This is a genomic window from Serratia sp. 2880STDY5682894 (assembly GCF_001537385.1).
GTDB lineage: Bacteria > Pseudomonadota > Gammaproteobacteria > Enterobacterales > Enterobacteriaceae > Serratia > Serratia nevei.
Genome location: NZ_FCJA01000007.1, coordinates 16,737 through 34,147 on the forward strand (window position 1 = coordinate 16,737; position 17,411 = coordinate 34,147).

15 protein-coding genes, 1 pseudogene and 1 other annotated feature are annotated in these 17,411 nt (G+C 59.7%); of the genes and pseudogenes, 6 read left to right on the forward strand and 10 right to left on the reverse strand.

Annotation, left to right across the window (positions count from 1 at the left end; all coding sequences use genetic code 11):
- Positions 1 to 38: 38 nt before the first annotated feature.
- From AWX27_RS16305 to topA, 3 genes are all read right to left on the reverse strand, one after another.
- On the reverse strand, positions 39 to 275 hold the full coding sequence (locus AWX27_RS16305; protein ID WP_060424102.1) for a hypothetical protein: 237 nt from the start codon (positions 273 to 275) through the stop codon (positions 39 to 41).
- A 100-nt stretch (positions 276 to 375) separates the two neighbouring features.
- The gene (gene cysB / locus AWX27_RS16310) at positions 376 to 1,350 is read right to left on the reverse strand and encodes an HTH-type transcriptional regulator CysB (RefSeq protein WP_004930690.1); all 975 of its coding nucleotides are present in this window, start codon (positions 1,348 to 1,350) and stop codon (positions 376 to 378) included.
- Between the two features lie 361 nt (positions 1,351 to 1,711).
- The gene (gene topA, locus AWX27_RS16315; protein WP_038881773.1) at positions 1,712 to 4,309 is read right to left on the reverse strand and encodes a type I DNA topoisomerase; all 2,598 of its coding nucleotides are present in this window, start codon (positions 4,307 to 4,309) and stop codon (positions 1,712 to 1,714) included.
- Positions 4,310 to 4,736: 427 nt separating this feature from the next.
- Here topA and AWX27_RS16320 point away from each other — a divergent pair, with 427 nt between their 5' ends.
- Positions 4,737 to 4,988, forward strand: a complete 252-nt coding sequence (locus tag AWX27_RS16320) for a YciN family protein (RefSeq protein WP_004930700.1) — start codon at positions 4,737 to 4,739, stop codon at positions 4,986 to 4,988.
- Between the two features lie 51 nt (positions 4,989 to 5,039).
- On the opposite strand, the gene sohB is transcribed toward AWX27_RS16320, so the two are convergent.
- Positions 5,040 to 6,086: a protease SohB gene (gene sohB, locus AWX27_RS16325; protein ID WP_060423759.1), complete on the reverse strand. Its 1,047-nt coding sequence runs from the start codon at positions 6,084 to 6,086 to the stop codon at positions 5,040 to 5,042.
- A gap of 359 nt (positions 6,087 to 6,445) precedes the next feature.
- On the opposite strand from sohB, the gene AWX27_RS16330 reads away from it, so the two are divergent.
- Both AWX27_RS16330 and cobO read left to right on the forward strand, forming a co-directional pair.
- Positions 6,446 to 7,207, forward strand: coding sequence for a YciK family oxidoreductase (locus AWX27_RS16330; protein ID WP_060423763.1), 762 nt, complete (start codon positions 6,446 to 6,448; stop codon positions 7,205 to 7,207).
- Positions 7,208 to 7,220: 13 nt separating this feature from the next.
- Positions 7,221 to 7,811: a cob(I)yrinic acid a,c-diamide adenosyltransferase gene (gene cobO, locus AWX27_RS16335; protein ID WP_033647573.1), complete on the forward strand. Its 591-nt coding sequence runs from the start codon at positions 7,221 to 7,223 to the stop codon at positions 7,809 to 7,811.
- A gap of 38 nt (positions 7,812 to 7,849) precedes the next feature.
- Here cobO and rluB read toward each other — a convergent pair whose 3' ends face one another.
- The 6 genes from rluB to AWX27_RS16365 all read right to left on the reverse strand — a co-directional run bounded on the left by rluB (position 7,850) and on the right by AWX27_RS16365 (position 12,489).
- The gene (gene rluB, locus AWX27_RS16340; RefSeq protein ID WP_025303042.1) at positions 7,850 to 8,755 is read right to left on the reverse strand and encodes a 23S rRNA pseudouridine(2605) synthase RluB; all 906 of its coding nucleotides are present in this window, start codon (positions 8,753 to 8,755) and stop codon (positions 7,850 to 7,852) included.
- Positions 8,756 to 8,951: 196 nt separating this feature from the next.
- Complete coding sequence (locus AWX27_RS16345) at positions 8,952 to 9,446, reverse strand: DinB family protein (RefSeq protein ID WP_060423766.1); 495 nt, start codon at positions 9,444 to 9,446, stop codon at positions 8,952 to 8,954.
- Positions 9,447 to 9,509: 63 nt separating this feature from the next.
- Entirely contained in the window at positions 9,510 to 10,316 is an 807-nt protein-coding gene (locus tag AWX27_RS16350; protein ID WP_060423769.1) for an alpha/beta fold hydrolase, read from the reverse strand.
- Positions 10,317 to 10,464: 148 nt separating this feature from the next.
- A complete protein-coding gene (locus AWX27_RS16355) occupies positions 10,465 to 10,824 on the reverse strand; it encodes a Rap1a/Tai family immunity protein (protein WP_016927523.1) in 360 nt (119 codons plus the stop codon).
- Between the two features lie 115 nt (positions 10,825 to 10,939).
- Complete coding sequence (locus AWX27_RS16360) at positions 10,940 to 11,560, reverse strand: L-threonylcarbamoyladenylate synthase (RefSeq protein WP_049232951.1); 621 nt, start codon at positions 11,558 to 11,560, stop codon at positions 10,940 to 10,942.
- A 47-nt stretch (positions 11,561 to 11,607) separates the two neighbouring features.
- Positions 11,608 to 12,489, reverse strand: a complete 882-nt coding sequence (locus tag AWX27_RS16365) for an RNase RNM (RefSeq protein WP_049232948.1) — start codon at positions 12,487 to 12,489, stop codon at positions 11,608 to 11,610.
- Between the two features lie 252 nt (positions 12,490 to 12,741).
- Positions 12,742 to 12,845 (forward strand) — a sequence feature (Trp leader region).
- A 24-nt stretch (positions 12,846 to 12,869) separates the two neighbouring features.
- Here AWX27_RS16365 and AWX27_RS16370 point away from each other — a divergent pair.
- The 3 genes and pseudogenes from AWX27_RS16370 (at position 12,870) to trpCF (ending at position 17,393) form a co-directional block, all read left to right on the forward strand.
- On the forward strand, positions 12,870 to 14,432 hold the full coding sequence (locus tag AWX27_RS16370; RefSeq protein WP_060423772.1) for an anthranilate synthase component 1: 1,563 nt from the start codon (positions 12,870 to 12,872) through the stop codon (positions 14,430 to 14,432).
- Positions 14,432 to 16,028, forward strand: a pseudogene (gene trpD / locus AWX27_RS25380) (bifunctional anthranilate synthase glutamate amidotransferase component TrpG/anthranilate phosphoribosyltransferase TrpD). Before AWX27_RS16370 ends, trpD begins: the two are co-directional and overlap by 1 nt.
- A gap of 3 nt (positions 16,029 to 16,031) precedes the next feature.
- Entirely contained in the window at positions 16,032 to 17,393 is a 1,362-nt protein-coding gene (gene trpCF, locus AWX27_RS16385; protein ID WP_080432917.1) for a bifunctional indole-3-glycerol-phosphate synthase TrpC/phosphoribosylanthranilate isomerase TrpF, read from the forward strand.
- Positions 17,394 to 17,411 lie beyond the last annotated feature (18 nt).

Here is a 17,411-nt window from a genome sequence, read left to right on the forward strand (position 1 = left end):
CGACGAGGCGGCGTTTTGGCTGGGAAGATTTCGCGGCTTTAGCGGGGTTTACGCACCAGGCGGCGACAGACTATTAGGACAACCGCCGCAATGATGGCAGAGACACCCAATTTAATGGCAATGACAACCGAGTCGAAATTATTCATCCCTATTTCACCATCACCGCTAATTTCTATGTTGTTGGAAACGAAGCTGTCGAAAATGCCGTCTGGTAGGTAGCGCAGCAACAAAAGGGTGAGCAACAAGAACAGAACAATCCAGAGACTTTTTTTCATTGTGATACCAGGCATTTACGGTAATCAGTACGGATTTCCGGGCTAAAAAAAACCCGGTTAGGCAGGCGCCTAACCGGGATTGATTTGATATCGTCGATGGTTACTTAATCGGCAGTTTGATGTCCTTGAACATCGCTTCGATCTCTTCGTTGGAGCGCAGCGCCACCGCGCTGTCTACCACATCGCGCGTCAGGTGCGGCGCGAAGCGCTGAATGAAGTCGTACATGTAGCTGCGCAGGAAGGTGCTGCGGCGGAAACCGATCTTGGTGGTGCTGTAGGTGAAGATATCACGCGCATCCACCGTCACCAGATCCGGATCCTGCACCGGATCCACCGCCATGCTGGCGATCACCCCCACCCCCAATCCCAGACGCACGTAGGTTTTGATCACGTCGGCGTCGGTGGCGGTAAAGACAATGCGCGGCGTCAGGCCGGCGCGGTTGAAGGCGGTATCCAACTCCGAACGCCCGGTAAAGCCGAAGGTGTAAGTGACGATCGGGTAAGCCGCCAGCTCTTCAATGCTGATGCTGCTTTTGCCCGCCAAAGGATGATCGGGCTTCACGACTACCGCACGGTTCCAGTGGTAGCACGGCAGCATGATGAGATCGTCGTACAGGTGCAGCGCTTCGGTGGCGATGGCGAAATCGGCGGTCCCTTTGGAGACCGCTTCGGCGATCTGCGTCGGCGAACCCTGATGCATGTGCAGCGAGACGCGCGGGTAACGCTCGATGAAGCCTTTGATTACGTTGGGCAAGGCGTAGCGGGCCTGGGTATGCGTGGTGGCGACGTACAGCGAGCCTTTGTCCGGGTAGGTGTGTTCACCGGCGACGGCTTTAATGGCGTCGACCTTGGACAGCACTTCACGTGCGATGCGAATGATTTCCTGGCCGGCCGGGGTGACCTGGGTCAGGTGTTTGCCGCTGCGGGCGAAAATCTGGATGCCCAGCTCATCTTCGAGCATGCGCACCTGTTTACTGATGCCGGGTTGCGAGGTATAGAGCCCTTCTGCCGTCGAGGAGACATTCAGGTTGTGGTTAACCACTTCCACAATGTAACGAAGCTGCTGCAATTTCATATCTTATACCATCCTAGGTTAAACACTGCGGCTTACCCGCAGCCAGGTATATCGGTGTCGCCCCGGTATGCTGAAACTCACAAGCCATAAACACCGTGTTTTACCCTGATGGTGAAGAAAACGCCGTTGTTAATAAGCTTTAATAATAAAAAAACTTTTTATATAACCACTATACCACGTTGCAGCTTCAAGTATAGATCCGCGTCACACTATGATAACGATTATTTTGCATTGGTATCAACGTGAAACGGCGGTGGCGGAGGGATAAAAACAGCAAAGGATAGATCCGTTTGTCGCTTTTCACCAATAAAAAAACCAGCCGCCGGGGCTGGTTCTTCATCTTACTGGCAGGACAGCGGCCTTACTTCTTGCCTTCGACCCACTTGCCGTCCACGTAGAACGCGGACCAACCGGTCGCCTTGCCATCTTTTTCAGAGGAGACGTACTGCTGTTTGGTTTTACGGCTGAAACGCACCAGCGTTTTATTGCCTTCGGCATCCGCCACCGGCGCATCGGCCAGATAGCGCAGCTTCTCCGGCAGGCGATCCTTGAAGCGAGCCAGCTCTTCCACCAGCGGCGCACGGGTCTCGCGCGATTTAGGGAAGGTGTTGGCCGCCAGGAACACGCCGGCAGCGCCGTCACGCAGCACGAAATAGGCGTCGGACTTCTCGCACGGCAGCTCCGGCAACGGCACCGGATCTTCCTTCGGCGGCGCGACATCGCCGTTACGCAGGATCTTGCGGGTGTTTTTACAGTTCTCGTTAGTACAGCCCATGTACTTGCCGAAACGCCCCATTTTCAGGTGCATTTCCGAGCCGCACTTGTCGCATTCCACCACCGGGCCATCGTAGCCTTTCAGGCGGAACTCGCCCTCTTCGATTTCATAGCCGTCACACGCCGGGTTGTTACCGCAAACGTGCAGCTTGCGCTGGTTGTCGATCAGGTAGCTGTCCATCGCCGTACCGCATTTCTTGCAGCGACGGCGGGCGCGCAGCGCGTTGGTTTCCGCGTCGTCGCCTTCGAGGATGTTGAGCACTTCCGCTTCCGGCACCAGATTGATGGTGGTTTTGCAGCGCTCCTTCGGCGGCAGCGCATAGCCGGAACAGCCGAGGAACACGCCGGTGCTGGCAGTACGGATACCCATCTTGCGGCCGCAGGTCGGGCAGTCGATGCTGGTCATCACCATCTGGTTAGGCCGCATGCCGCCTTCTTCCGGATCTTTCTCCGCCGTTTCCAGCTGCTCGCTGAAGTCGACGAAGAACTCGTCCAGCACCGCTTTCCACTCGGCCTGGTTGTTGGCAACCTCATCAAGACCGTCTTCCATGCGCGCGGTGAAGTCATAGTTCATCAGCTCGCGGAAGTTTTCTTCCAGGCGATCGGTGACGATCTCGCCCATTTTCTCGGCATAGAAGCGGCGGCTTTCCACCCGCACATAACCGCGATCCTGAATGGTCGAGATGATGGAGGCGTAGGTGGACGGACGGCCGATACCGCGTTTTTCCAGCTCTTTCACCAGCGAGGCTTCGCTATAGCGCGCCGGCGGCTTGGTGAAGTGCTGGCTTGGGATCAGTTTCTGCAGATCCAGCTCGCTGCCGATTTCGACGTATGGCAGGGTGCGATCTTCATCGCCCTTGCGCAGCGCCGGCATCACCTTGGTCCAGCCGTCAAAGCGCAGCGTACGGCCCTTGGCCCGCAGCTGATAATCGCCGGCCTTCACCGTCAGCGTGGTGGAATCGTATTGCGCCGGCGTCATCTGGCAGGCGACGAACTGGCGCCAGATCAGCTGATACAGCTTCTGCGCGTCCGCTTCCATGTCTTTCAACTGCTCGGCGAGCACGTTCACGTCCGAAGGACGGATCGCTTCGTGCGCTTCCTGCGAATTCTCTTTGCTGCTGTACTGATTTGGCGCCTTCGGCAGGTATTTGTCGCCGAAGTTGTCGCCGATATAGCCACGCACCATGTTGAGCGCATCCTGGCTCAGGTTGGTGGAATCGGTACGCATATAGGTGATGTGGCCGGCTTCATACAGCCGTTGCGCCATCATCATGGTTTTCTTCACGCCGAAGCTCAGGCGGGTGCTGGCGGCCTGTTGCAGCGTGGAGGTAATGAAAGGCGCGCCCGGTTTGCTGCTGGTCGGTTTGTCTTCGCGATCCAGCACCGTGTAACGGGCTTTTTCCAGCAGTTTGACCGCGGCGTGAGTCTGCTCGCGGTTGACCGGCTTGAACGGTTTGTCGTGCGCATGGGTCACTTCCATCTGCAGCGCGGTTTCGCCCTTCGCCAGCAGATCGGCATGCAGCTCCCAGTACTCTTCCGGCACGAAGGCCTTGATATCGCGCTCGCGCTCAACCACCAGGCGCACCGCCACCGACTGCACGCGGCCGGCGGACAGGCCGCGGGCGATTTTCTTCCACAGCAGTGGCGAGACCATATAGCCCACCACGCGGTCCATAAACCGGCGCGCCTGCTGCGCGTTGACGCGGTCAATGTTCAGCTCGCCCGGCTGTTTGAACGCCTGCTGGATCGCGTTTTTGGTGATTTCGTTAAACACCACGCGGCTAAAGCGTTTGTCATCCCCACCGATCACTTCCCGCAGGTGCCAGGCGATGGCTTCCCCTTCGCGGTCAAGGTCGGTTGCGAGATAAATGTGGTCGGCGTTTTCCGCCAACGATTTTAACTCGGCGACCACTTTTTCTTTACCCGGCAGGATTTCATAATGCGCTTTCCAGCCGTGGTAAGGGTCGACGCCCATGCGATTTACCAGCGCCGCCTTCTCATCTTTTTTAACTTTTTTCTTGGCTTTGTCTTCGGTTGAGTCAGCGCTCTTTTTGCTGGCTGAGCCACTGGTCGGCAAATCACGGATATGACCGACGCTGGACTTCACCACGTAGTCACTTCCTAAATATTTATTAATAGTTTTGGCTTTTGCCGGGGACTCAACTATTACGAGAGCTTTACCCATATTTACCTTTACCTAATTTATTTCTTCTAAAAAGAAGTCTTTTATCTCGCCGTGCCGCGGCAATTCGTGTCTCTTTTTTTATATTGCGGCAGTCTGGCAAGAGATCAACAGATTTTTTTCTTTTGGTTGCCCAACTGCTCAACCTGAACGCAAGTTGTTGATCCTGCCTGCTATTCACCCATGCCCCAGAAGTATGGCTGTGTGAGTTTTATTCATGGCGTAAACAAAACCTTCCACCCGACGCCGCAAAATCCCACACTGTACCTGATAAAAAGCGTCACGCAACCTAATTAGCACGGAAAGACCGATTTCGCCAACCGGCGGCCGCCCATGGCCATCCAGACGGCAAATAAACCTTAGTCGGTTTGCGGATAAAAGCGAACCGGCGTTAGAATATGCGCAGAGTTTTTAGTTTGGAGTCTAATAAATGCGCACAAATACTGCCCCTATCGGCCGCGAGGCCCTGCTGGCGGAAGCAAATAACATCATCCGCCAACACGAAGATTATCTGCACGGCATGATCGCCACCGACGTTGAACAAAAAAGCGGCGTTTTAGTTTTCCGCGGCGAATACTTTTTGGATGCCGATGGATTGCCCACCGCCAAAACCACCGCGGTATTTAATATGTTTAAACACTTGGCCCATCTGCTTTCGGAAAAATACCACCTGGTCGATTGAGAAAAGAAAACGGGGGCAGTTGGCCCCCGTTGATTCACGCTATCGCCGCCGTTACAGCAGCGGCTTTTCACCACGCTGCCACCAGCGCAACAGCAAGCGATCGACGCTTTCCACCGCGCTGCCGGTGAAGCGATCCATCAGGCGTTTGCGGCGCGTATAGCGCACGGCGATCACTTCGTGGTTGTCCAGCTCGGCGATCAGCAAGTCATCGCTGGTGCCGATGGCGTCGATCAGCCCCTTCTCTTTCGCCTGTGAACCGAACCAGTGCTCACCGGTGGCGACGCTGTCGATGTCCAGCGACGGGCGCTGCTCATGCACGAAGCGCTTGAACAGCTCGTGGGTTTCGTTCAGATCTTCGCGGAACTTCTCGCGCCCCTGTTCGGTGTTTTCGCCAAACAGCGTCAGCGTGCGTTTGAACTGCCCGGCGGTGTGCAACTCCACGTCGATGTCGTTCTTCTTCAGCAGGCGGTGGAAGTTCGGGATCTGCGCCACCACGCCGATGGAGCCGATGATGGCGAACGGCGCCGCCACGATGCGATCCGCGACGCAGGCCATCATGTAGCCGCCGCTGGCCGCCACTTTATCCACCGCTACCGTCAGGCGAATGCCGCCTTTGCGCAGGCGCTCCAGCTGCGAGGCCGCCAGGCCGTAGCCGTGCACCACCCCGCCCGGGCTTTCCAGGCGCAACAGAACTTCATCCTGCGCCGACGCTACCGCCAGCACCGCCGAGATCTCTTCGCGCAGCGAGGTCACCTCGTGCGCGTCCATGCTGCCCTTGAAGTCCAGCACATACAGGCACGGCTTAGTCACTTCCACCGCGCCGGACTTGGCGCGCTGCTTCTTCAGCTTGTCGTCGGCCTTGGTCTGCTTCTTGAACTGTTTCAGCCAGACCTTCTGCTCGGCGGTATCCATACGCGCCAGGCGCATATCACGCTGCATCTCGCGATACTGTTCACCGAGATCGGTCAGCTGCAGCTCCCCTTTCTGGCGGTTCTTGCGTTGCCCCAAACTGACCGCCAGGATGGCCAACGCGGCGATGGCGAGCACCACCGTGGCGACCTTGGCCAGAAACAGGCCATAAACAGATATAAACTCCACAGATTCCGCCTTTATTTACAGGTTGTTAGTATGCTTCTTTCCATTTTAGCCAACCGCAGCGGCTGCTGTCGCGGCTAAATGAAAATTCATTGCGCACGGATCATCACTATGGGGACGATTCAAGGCCGAACCAAGGCGCCGCCGCCGTGCTTTTGTTACAAAAGAATGCCATTTCAGCCTGCTACGCATTGAAAATGCCCACGGATTAAGGCATATAACACCCATTATTCATCAATACGATGAGACGGATTCGCTGCGCGGCCCGCAGATGGTCGAGCCTTCGCTCCCGCCCCGGCCGCGCGTTTCACCCTTGCTCCCCGATATTCGCGGGAGAACAGCCACCCAGGCGAGGATTTATCGTGCATTACCAACCCAAACAAGATCTGCTCGAACAACGTATCATTTTGGTCACCGGCGCCGGCGACGGCATCGGCCGTGAAGCGGCGCTGACCTACGCGCGCTTCGGCGCTCAGCTGGTGCTGCTGGGGCGCACCGAGAGCAAGCTGCTGGCGGTACAACAAGAGATAGCGGCCCAGGGCGGCGCCCCGGCCCGGGTAGTGACGCTGGACTTGCTGCACGCCACTCCGGAGCGATGCCGGCAGATAGCCGACGATCTGGCGAGCCAGATCCCCCGCCTTGACGGCGTTCTGCACAACGCCGGCCTGCTCGGCGACATCGCGCCGATGGCCGACCTGTCGATGACCATGTGGCAAGAGGTGATGCAGGTTAACGTCAACGCCACCTTTATGCTGACTCAGGCGCTGCTGCCGCTGCTGCTGAAATCCCACGCCGGTTCGCTGGTGTTCACCAGTTCCAGCGTCGGGCGCACCGGCCGCGCAGACTGGGGTGCCTATGCGGTGTCGAAGTTCGCCACCGAGGGCATGATGCAGGTGTTGGCAGACGAGTATAAAAACCGCAATTTGCGGGTGAACTGCATCAATCCGGGCGGCACCCGCACCAAAATGCGCGCATCTGCCTTCCCGCACGAAGACAAGAACAAGCTGAAAACCCCGGCCGATATCATGCCGCTGTATCTGTATCTGATGGGCGAAGACAGCCGCCGCAAAACCGGCATGAGCTTCGACGCGCAGCCGAACCGTAAACCCGGCGCGGCCGAATAATAAGGAGCGTTTCATGGCGGAAGATCGTCATCAACAGCGCCAGCAGCGCCTGAAAGAACAGGTCGATGCCCGCATCGCCGCCGCGCAGGACACGCGCGGCCTGCTGCTGGTGTTTACCGGCAACGGCAAGGGTAAAACCACGGCCGCCTTCGGCACCGTCACCCGGGCGGTTGGCCACGGCATGCGCGCCGGGGTGATCCAGTTCATCAAGGGCGAGTGGCCCAATGGCGAAAAAAACCTGCTGCAGCAACACGGCGTTGAATTCCAGGTGATGGCCACCGGTTTTACCTGGGAGACGCAGAATAAAGCCGGCGATACCGCCGCCTGTCAGGCGGTGTGGCAGCACGGCAAACGCATGCTGGCCGACAGCAGCCTGGATCTGGTGCTGCTGGACGAAGTGACCTACATGCTGACCTACGGCTATCTGGAACTGGAAGAGCTGAAGGCAGCGTTGCTGGAGCGCCCTGCGCACCAAACGGTGATCTTGACCGGGCGCGGTTGCCATCGCGATCTGCTGGAACTGGCGGATACGGTCACGGAGATGCGGCCGGTGAAACACGCGTTCGATGCAGGCGTGAAGGCGCAACAGGGGATCGATTGGTAACAAAAAGTTCTGGCCCCGAACGGGGCCAGAATGAGGGATTAGCTGCGTTTGCTTGGCTTGCCCGGTTTACCCGGCTTGCTGCCTGGCGCACTGCGGCGGCCGCTGCCGGCCACCTGAGAGTGGCGCTTGACCGCGCGGCGGATCTGGTTGGCCTTCACGCGGCGGCGTTCACGCTCCACCGGCATTTTGCTGACCGTTTCCGGCTTCAATTCCACCAGCTCGCGCAGGTAGTTGATCGCCGGCAGATCCAGCTCGGCCCAGCCGCCGCGCGGCAGGCCTTTCGGCAGATCGATGTCGCCGTAGCGCACGCGGATCAGGCGGCTAACCTGCACACCCACCGCTTCCCACAGGCGACGCACTTCACGGTTACGGCCTTCGGTCAGGGTCACGTTGTACCACTGGTTGAGGCCTTCTCCGCCCTGGAAGCTGATGGTGCGGAAGGCGGCCGGGCCGTCTTCCAGCTGCACGCCCTTGCTCAGCTGCTTCACTTTCGCATCGTCAACCTGGCCGAACACGCGCACCGCGTACTCGCGCTCCACTTCTCGGCTCGGGTGCATCAGACGGTTGGCCAGTTCGCCATCGGTGGTGAACAACAGCAGACCGGAGGTGTTGACGTCCAGTCGCCCTACCGCCACCCAGCGTGAACCGCGCAGCTTAGGCAAGCGATCGAACACCGTCGGGCGACCTTCAGGATCGCTGCGGGTACACAGCTCGCCTTCCGGTTTGTAGTAAGCCAGCACCCGGCAAACCACCTCTTCGGATTCTTTGATCGACAGGACATGACCGTCCAGACGAATTTTCATCGCCGGCGTCACTTCAACGCGATCGCCCAGCTTGGCGACCTTGCCGTCGACGCTGACGCGCCCGGCTTCAATCATGGTTTCGATTTCACGACGCGAGCCATGCCCGGCGCGCGCTAAAACTTTCTGTAACTTTTCGCTCATTGAGCAACCTCTAATGTCGCCTTCACAGGCGTCGGGGGGATAACCGCCGCGGCCAAGCGCCACCACGGTAATAATACGTTTATCAGGATCGAACCGCGCATTATACAGGCTTTCTAAGGTGTTGAAACCCACTTTATCGGTGGGTTTCGGCCACCGCATCCTCCTGTCTGCGTTATGTTGGTATAGCGTTCGACGATTAAGCTACACCCCCATCGCGTACAAACACGGTCAAAACATCCTGTGGCGCTTTGACAGCACTTTCAGTAATCAGCCATCCCACCGCACCACGGTGGTAGCAGCCATGGTGTTCAACGTGCGCCAACATTTCCCGTCGCAGCATATCCCCAGGGCCGCCGTCGACGAAGATAAAATGAATGCGCTCATCCAGTTGCGCTTCGCTCAGCGAAGCGATATACGCGAGGTAGCGACGATCGCTGGCCAACATCGCCTCTTCCAGCGCTTCCAACGTTGGGGTTTCTTGGGTGTTCAACGCCGTATAGCCATGGCGTTGCCCTTGCAAATTGGCGATAAAAATCTGATCGACGACATAGATATGATTCATCAAGCGAAGCATCAAATGACGCTGCTTAGGCCAAGCATCGGCGTCCACTTTTCGAATGGCGGCGAAGGCCTCCGCATCCGCCCATTGCTTATAATTGAACAGTTGCTCCAAGTGCTTTTTCAATGACATTATGACCTCTTAATTCAGGGGTGCCGTAACGATTTCGACAGCCAGTATAATAGCGCCATCCTGTTATTTGAGGGCGATGGACAAAAAATCCTCCACCGCCCACAGCACCGCGTCGGGCCGTTCCAGAATGCCGAGGTGAGTACGAGCCTCCCCTAACCGTACCACGGAGAAAAACGGCTGATCGGCGGCAAATGCCTGCTGCTCCCGCAGATAGTCGTCGCGGCGATCCAACGAGTAAATATGCCGGCACGGCGGCGGCGCGCTCATTCCCGCCAGGCGTTGCAGCGGCGAGCCGAATTGCCGGTAGGCCTGTTCGATGGCCACGCCGGCGGCACGCCAGAGCCGGTAATCTTCCTGCGCCATCTCGACCTCCAGATGGCGTTTGACCCGATCGTGGCGGATGCCGCCCTGCCAGAAGTCGAACAAGGCGTCGCGCGCCGCCAGCCACTGCTGCGGCTGCTGCATGCGGCTCACCGCCGTAAAGAACGCCGGCTCCGGCTGCGTCATAATCCAGTCGAGAAACACCATGCCCCGTATCCGCTGCGGCAACGCTTCGGCCAGCGCCACCGCCAGCCAGCTGGCGTGCGCCACTGACAGGGTGATCACGTTGTCCAAACGCAGCGCCGCCAGCAGCTGACGCACATCTTCCAGCAAATCGTCCGCCGCCAGCGACATCCCCGCCGCTTTTGACGACAGGCCGTGGCCGCGCCAGTCGATGCTGATCACCCGATAGCGTTCGGCGGCCAGAGCGATGAACGGCTCAAATACGGTTTTCGGCTCGCACCAGCCGGGCAGCAACACCAACGTGAGCGGCCCTGAGCCGATATCCTGATAGTCGAGCGCCATGTTGGCGCTGTGAAATGCGGTCATATTACCTCCTGCGCGTCTCTCCCCGACCCGTTCGGGAAATGCCGACGGGGATAAGGTGACAGTGCAGCAGGCATTGATCTATTGAAGTTCGTGCGGAAAGAGTCCGAGCGCACCTTATGAAAAAATGCGCACGAATTGGAATAGGAACTTAATGGCGGACGCAGGGATAGGCGGCGCTTAACGCCAGCATGATCACCGACGGTGCGGAATAATGCAGCTGCTCAGGATGCTCGTTCAAATATTGCATCACCGCGTCGGCGGCTACGCCGATGCTCATCCCGGCTTCGGGGCAAATATTGCGATTGCCCTGCATGGAATAGGTATCGAATACGCCGGCGACGTATCCCATGAACATGCCGCCATTCAGCGCTTCGGCCACGGTGGCTTCACCGCTTTTATTTTTTACGTAACCGCCGGATTCCGCCAGCAAACCGCTGCCCGAATAAAACCCCGCATTTGCCATTGAGGAAAATAATAAGGCCGCTAAAAAAGAAACCTGTTTAATCATTGCTGCGCATCCTGCCCATTATCAATTCTGAAGTATTCAAGAATAGCGGCTTTCATGCGAAATAGCGTCGCTTCAGCCGATTTTCAGACAATGGGCAAGGTGGCAACAATTGACATCAACGGAAAGGCGCCGCGTCACCCGCCCCTTCACGCACCACTTCCGGTGAGGATTCGGTCAGATCGATAACCGTCGTCGGCTGTTGGCCGAGGAAGCCGCCGTGGATCACCAGATCGACCACCTTGCCCAGGTGATCGCTGATCTCTTCCGGATCGGACTCGGCAAAGTCATTGCCCGGCAGCATCAGCGTGGTGGACATCATCGGTTCGTTCAACGCCTCCAGCAGCGCCAATGCGATCGGGTTCGACGGCACGCGCAGGCCGATGGTTTTGCGCTTGTCATTCATCAGACGGCGCGGCACTTCCTTGGTCGCTTTCAGAATGAAGGTGTAGTTGCCCGGCGTATTGTTTTTGATCAAGCGGAACGCCGTATTATCGACGTGCGCGTAGGTCGACAGCTCGGACAGATCGCGGCACATCAGGGTAAAGTTGTGGTTGCCGTCCAGCTGACGGATGCGGCAAATGCGCTCCATCGCCGCCTTCTCTTCCAGCATGCAACCCAGCGCATAGCCGGAATCGGTGGGATAAACGATCACCCCGCCCTTGCGCAGCACGTCAACCGCCTGGTTAATCAAACGCGGCTGCGGGTTGTCCGGGTGAATATAAAAAAGCTGACTCATAACTTGCTCCTAAAATGATGCCCGCGCGCGTTGCCACGCGCGTAAAATCAGACCGCCTCGCCCGGCTGCGGCCAATCGCGCCACACCGGCTCGACGCCGCCCGGCAGCCACAGTTTGCGGCCCAGTTCGATCCACGAACAAGGCTGATGAAAATCAGAGCCTTGCGAGGCCAACAGGCGGTAGTCCTGGGCGTATTTCGCCAATTGCGAGCGCTCATGCGGCGCCTGCTGACACTGTGCCACTTCCATGGCGTCGCCGCCGTGTTCGGCGAAATACGCCAGCAAACGTTTCAACCACTTCGCGGTCAGATCGTAACGGCCGGGATGCGCCATCACCGCCTGACCGCCCGATTGATGAATCGCATCAATGGCTTGTTCTATTGTACACCACTGCGGCGGCACGTAGCCGGTTTTGCCCTTGGCCAGGTATTTCTTGAACACCTGCGCCATGTTGTCCGCCACGCCTATCTCCACCAGGTAACGGGCGAAATGGCCGCGGGTCACCGCACCGGCCCCCGCCAACCGCTGGGCGCCGGCATAGGCGTCGGGAATGCGCGCCTTGCCCAGACGCACGCCGATCTCCTGCGCACGGCGATTGCGGCGTTCGGTTTGTTCCGCCAATAGCGCCACCAGCGCCGGGTGCGCGACGTCCATGCCCAATCCAACGATATGGATCTCATGATTTTCCCACAGCGTCGAGATTTCCACCCCGTTGACCAACCGCAGCGGCAACGCCTGCTCCGCAATGGCGGCGGCGGCCTCGGCCAACCCGGCGGTGGTATCGTGATCGGTGATCGCCAGCACGCCCACGCGCATCTCGACCGCCCGCTGCACCAGCTGCGTCGGCGTCAGGTAGCCGTCGGAGGCGGTCGTGTGGCTGTGGAGGTCGTACAGAGTAAAAGCGGTGGATTGGGGGTTACTGTCTGTCAAAACGGTTATCCGGCAATGGCTTGGATTTCTATCATACCCGCGATCGGCGGCCGGACGGAAATCTATTCTGCCCTGGCCGCAGGCGCCAGGCGGATGATGAATAGAATTCACGCTGCCCGCTAAAACATTGTGCAAAAAGAGGGTTGACTTTGCCGCCGCGAACCAGTTAACTAGTACACAAGTTCACGGCAACGGCCGTGTCAGATGAGCGTTAACAGAGAGAGTCGGCAAATGAACAAATATATTTCTCTTCACGGTTGGTGGCGTACCTCCCTCTTGCGGGCGGTGTAATCGCGCATAGCTGTCATCTGACAATGCAGATTTCCTGAGCCCGCACCTGATGCGGGCTTTTTTATGGACAGAATTCACTGGAACCACCGATGATGAACACCAAACCACAACTGACATTGCTGAAGGCGCAAGCCAGCTACCGGGGCGACCCCACCACCATTTTCCACCAGCTGTGCGGTGCCCGTCCGGCCACCCTGCTGCTGGAATCGGCGGAAATCAACAGCAAACAGAATCTGCAGAGCCTGCTGGTGATTGACAGCGCGCTGCGCATTACCGCACTGGGTCATACCGTCAGCGTGCAGGCGCTGACCGCCAACGGCGCAGCGCTGCTGCCGCTGCTGGACGAAGCGCTGCCACCCGAGGTGCGCAATCAGGCGCGCCCCAACGGCCGCGAACTGACCTTCCCGGCGATCGACGCGGTGCAGGACGAAGACGCCCGCTTGCGCTCACTGTCGGTGTTCGATGCGCTGCGCACGCTGCTGACCCTGGTGGACTCCCCGGCGGACGAGCGCGAAGCCGTGATGCTGGGCGGCCTGTTTGCCTACGATTTGGTCGCCGGTTTCGAAGACCTGCCGGCGCTGCGCCAGGATCAGCGCTGCCCGGACTTCTGCTTCTATCTGGCGGAAACCCTGCTGGTGCTGGATCACCAACGCGGTACGGCCCGTCTGCAGGCCAGCGTCTTCAGCGAGCAGGCGAGTGAAGCGCAGCGTTTGCAGCAACGTCTGGAACAGCTGCAGACCGAGTTGCAACAAACCCCGCAGCCGATCCCGCATCAAACGCTGGAGAATATGCAGCTGAGCTGCAACCAGAGCGATGAAGAGTACGGCGCGGTGGTCAGCGGGCTGCAAGAGGCTATCCGTCAGGGCGAGATTTTCCAGGTGGTGCCGTCGCGCCGCTTCTCCCTGCCTTGCCCGGCGCCGCTGGCGGCCTACCAGACCTTGAAAGACAACAACCCCAGCCCGTACATGTTCTTCATGCAGGATGATGACTTCACCCTGTTCGGCGCTTCACCGGAGAGCGCGTTGAAATACGACGCGGGCAATCGCCAAATCGAAATCTACCCGATCGCCGGCACTCGCCCGCGCGGCCGGAGTAAGGACGGTTCGCTGGATCTGGATCTCGACAGCCGCATCGAGCTGGAAATGCGCACCGACCACAAAGAGCTGGCCGAGCACCTGATGCTGGTCGATCTGGCGCGCAACGATCTGGCGCGCATCTGCCAGGCCGGCAGCCGCTACGTGGCCGACCTGACCAAGGTGGACCGCTATTCGTTCGTCATGCACCTGGTTTCCCGGGTAGTGGGCACCCTGCGCGCCGATCTCGACGTGCTGCACGCCTACCAGGCCTGCATGAACATGGGCACCCTGAGCGGCGCGCCGAAAGTACGGGCGATGCAGCTGATCGCCGCCTCCGAAGGCACGCGCCGCGGCAGCTACGGCGGCGCGGTGGGCTACTTCACCGCCACCGGCGATCTGGATACCTGCATCGTCATCCGTTCCGCCTACGTTGAAGACGGCATCGCCACCGTGCAGGCCGGCGCCGGCGTGGTGCTGGATTCCATCCCGCAGGCGGAAGCCGACGAAACCCGTAATAAAGCCCGTGCCGTGCTGCGCGCCATCGCCACTGCGCACCATGCCAAGGAGGTGTTCTGATGGCCGATATCCTGTTGCTCGACAACGTCGACTCCTTTACCTACAACCTGGTCGATCAGCTGCGCGCCAGCGGCCACCAGGTGGTGATTTACCGTAACCAGATCGCCGCCGAGGTGATCATCGAACGCCTGGAACACATGACCCAGCCGGTGCTGATGCTGTCGCCCGGCCCCGGCACGCCGTCCGAAGCGGGCTGCATGCCGGAACTGCTGCAGCGCCTGCGCGGCCGGCTGCCGATCATCGGCATCTGCCTCGGTCACCAGGCGATCGTCGAAGCCTACGGCGGCCAGGTCGGCCAGGCGGGCGAGATCCTGCACGGCAAAGCCTCGGCAATCGTTCACGATGGCGCAGGCATGTTCGCCGGCATGGCTAACCCCCTGCCGGTGGCGCGCTACCACTCGCTGGTCGGCAGCAATATCCCGGCCGATCTTACCGTCAACGCCCGTTTCGGCGAGATGGTGATGGCGGTGCGCGACGACCGTCGCCGCGTGTGCGGCTTCCAGTTCCACCCGGAATCGATTCTGACCACCCACGGCGCGCGCCTGCTTGAGCAGACCCTGGCCTGGGCGCTGGCGAAGTAATATAAGGAACACGACGATGCAACCTATTCTTGAGAAACTGTACCGCGCCGAGTCGATGAGCCAGCAGGAAAGCCAACAGCTATTCAGCGCCATCGTGCGCGGCGAACTGGAGCCGAGCCAACTGGCGGCGGCGTTGATCAGCATGAAAGTTCGCGGCGAGCGCCCGGAAGAGATCGCCGGCGCCGCCAAAGCGCTGCTGGACGACGCTCAGCCGTTCCCGCGCCCTGACTACCCGTTCGCCGATATCGTCGGCACCGGCGGCGACGGCACCAACAGCATCAATATTTCCACCGCCAGCGCCTTCGTGGCGGCGGCGTGCGGCGCGAAGATCGCCAAGCACGGCAACCGCAGCGTCTCCAGCCGCTCCGGTTCCTCGGATCTGCTCGCGGCGTTCGGCATCCGCCTGGATCTGCCGGCGGAAGAAGCGCGCAAGGCGCTGGACGATCTCGGCGTGTGTTTCCTGTTCGCGCCGCAGTACCACACCGGTTTTCGCCACGCCATGCCGGTGCGCCAGCAGCTGAAGACCCGCACGCTGTTCAACGTGCTGGGCCCGCTGATCAACCCGGCGCGTCCGCCGCTGGCGCTGATCGGCGTATACAGCCCGGAACTGGTGCTGCCGATTGCCGAAACCCTGCGCGTGCTGGGTTATCAGCGTGCGGCGGTGGTTCACGGCGGCGGCATGGACGAGGTGGCGATCCACGCCACGACGCACGTGGCGGAATTGAACAACGGCGAAATCAGCAGCTACCAGCTCACACCGCAGTCCTTCGGATTGGAAACCTATCCGCTGGAAGCCTTGCTGGGCGGCACGCCGGAAGAAAACCGTGACATTTTGGCGCGGCTGTTACAAGGTAAAGGCGAGCCGGCGCACGCCGCGGCGGTCGCGGCCAACGTCGCGTTGCTTCTGAAGTTATTCGGACATGAAGACCTGCGCCAAAATGCGCGGCAGGCACTGGATATGATCAACAGCGGGCAGGCCTATGAGCGTGTCATCGCACTGGCGGCAAGAGGATAAATGATGCAGGAAACCGTGCTACACAAGATTGTCCGCGACAAAGCGCAATGGATCGCGGCGCGACAACAGCAACAGCCCCTGGCCGGCTTTCAGAATGACATCGTACCGAGCGAACGCAGCTTCTACCACGCGCTGCAGGGCACCCGGACGGCTTTCATTCTCGAATGCAAGAAGGCCTCGCCTTCCAAGGGGCTGATTCGCGAGAACTTTGATCCGGTGGAGATCGCCACGGTCTATAAAGACTTCGCCTCGGCGATCTCGGTGCTGACCGACGAGAAATACTTCCAGGGCAGCTTCGATTTCCTGCCGCTGGTCAGTAAAACCGTCAGCCAACCGGTGTTGTGCAAAGACTTTATCATCGACCCGTATCAGATTTACCTGGCGCGCTACTATCAGGCCGACGCCATCCTGCTGATGCTGTCGGTGTTGACCGACGAACAGTACCGCCAGCTGGCCGCGGTGGCTCACAGCCTGAACATGGGCGTGCTGACCGAAGTGATCAGTGAAGAAGAGCTGCAGCGCGCGATCGCGCTGGAAGCGCGCGTGGTCGGCATCAACAACCGCGATCTGCGCGATCTGAGCATCGATCTGAACCGCACCCGTCAACTGGCGCCGCGCGTGCCGCATGGCGTGACGGTGATCAGCGAGTCGGGCATCAACAACTACGGGCAGATCCGCGAGCTGAGCCATTACGCCAACGGTTTCCTGATCGGCAGCGCGCTGATGTCGGAAGCCGATCTGCGCGCCGCCGTGCGCCGCGTGATCCTGGGCGACAACAAAGTGTGCGGCCTGACCCGTCCGCAGGACGCCGCCGCCGCCTATCAGGCCGGCGCCATCTACGGCGGGCTGATTTTCGTTGGGCGTTCACCGCGCTATGTGGACATCACCCGCGCCCGCGAAGTGATCTCCGGCGCGCCGCTGAAGTACGTCGGCGTGTTCTGCGACGCCCAGGTCGATACCGTGGCGTTGACCGTTGAGCGCCTCGGGCTGCATGCGGTGCAATTGCACGGCGCGGAAGACCAGGCCTATATCAGCGCCCTGCGCGCCCGCCTGCCGGCCGATTGCCGCATCTGGAAAGCGCTGAGCGTGAAAGATCGGGTGCCGGCGCGCGATCTGCAGCATGTCGATCGCTATCTGCTGGACAACGGCGCCGGCGGCACCGGCCAACGCTTCGACTGGTCGGTATTGCAAGGCGAAGATCTGACTAACGTGATGCTGGCGGGCGGCCTGCGCGCCGACAACTGCGTCGATGCGGCCAAGCTCGGCTGCGCCGGGCTGGACTTCAACTCCGGCGTGGAAAGCGAACCGGGCATCAAAGATCCCGCGCGCCTGGCCTCGGTCTTCCAGACCCTGCGCGCCTACTGAATACGGCTCTATATTAAT

Coding starts and splice junctions, on each gene's coding strand:
- AWX27_RS16305 (WP_060424102.1), bottom strand. CDS start 275: ATGAAAAAAAGTCTCTGGATTGTTCTGTTCTTGTTGCTCACCCTTTTG.
- cysB (WP_004930690.1), bottom strand. CDS start 1,350: ATGAAATTGCAGCAGCTTCGTTACATTGTGGAAGTGGTTAACCACAAC.
- topA (WP_038881773.1), bottom strand. CDS start 4,309: ATGGGTAAAGCTCTCGTAATAGTTGAGTCCCCGGCAAAAGCCAAAACT.
- AWX27_RS16320 (WP_004930700.1), top strand. CDS start 4,737: ATGCGCACAAATACTGCCCCTATCGGCCGCGAGGCCCTGCTGGCGGAA.
- cobO (WP_033647573.1), top strand. CDS start 7,221: ATGGCGGAAGATCGTCATCAACAGCGCCAGCAGCGCCTGAAAGAACAG.
- rluB (WP_025303042.1), bottom strand. CDS start 8,755: ATGAGCGAAAAGTTACAGAAAGTTTTAGCGCGCGCCGGGCATGGCTCG.
- AWX27_RS16345 (WP_060423766.1), bottom strand. CDS start 9,446: ATGTCATTGAAAAAGCACTTGGAGCAACTGTTCAATTATAAGCAATGG.
- AWX27_RS16350 (WP_060423769.1), bottom strand. CDS start 10,316: ATGACCGCATTTCACAGCGCCAACATGGCGCTCGACTATCAGGATATC.
- AWX27_RS16355 (WP_016927523.1), bottom strand. CDS start 10,824: ATGATTAAACAGGTTTCTTTTTTAGCGGCCTTATTATTTTCCTCAATG.
- AWX27_RS16360 (WP_049232951.1), bottom strand. CDS start 11,560: ATGAGTCAGCTTTTTTATATTCACCCGGACAACCCGCAGCCGCGTTTG.
- AWX27_RS16370 (WP_060423772.1), top strand. CDS start 12,870: ATGATGAACACCAAACCACAACTGACATTGCTGAAGGCGCAAGCCAGC.
- trpCF (WP_080432917.1), top strand. CDS start 16,032: ATGCAGGAAACCGTGCTACACAAGATTGTCCGCGACAAAGCGCAATGG.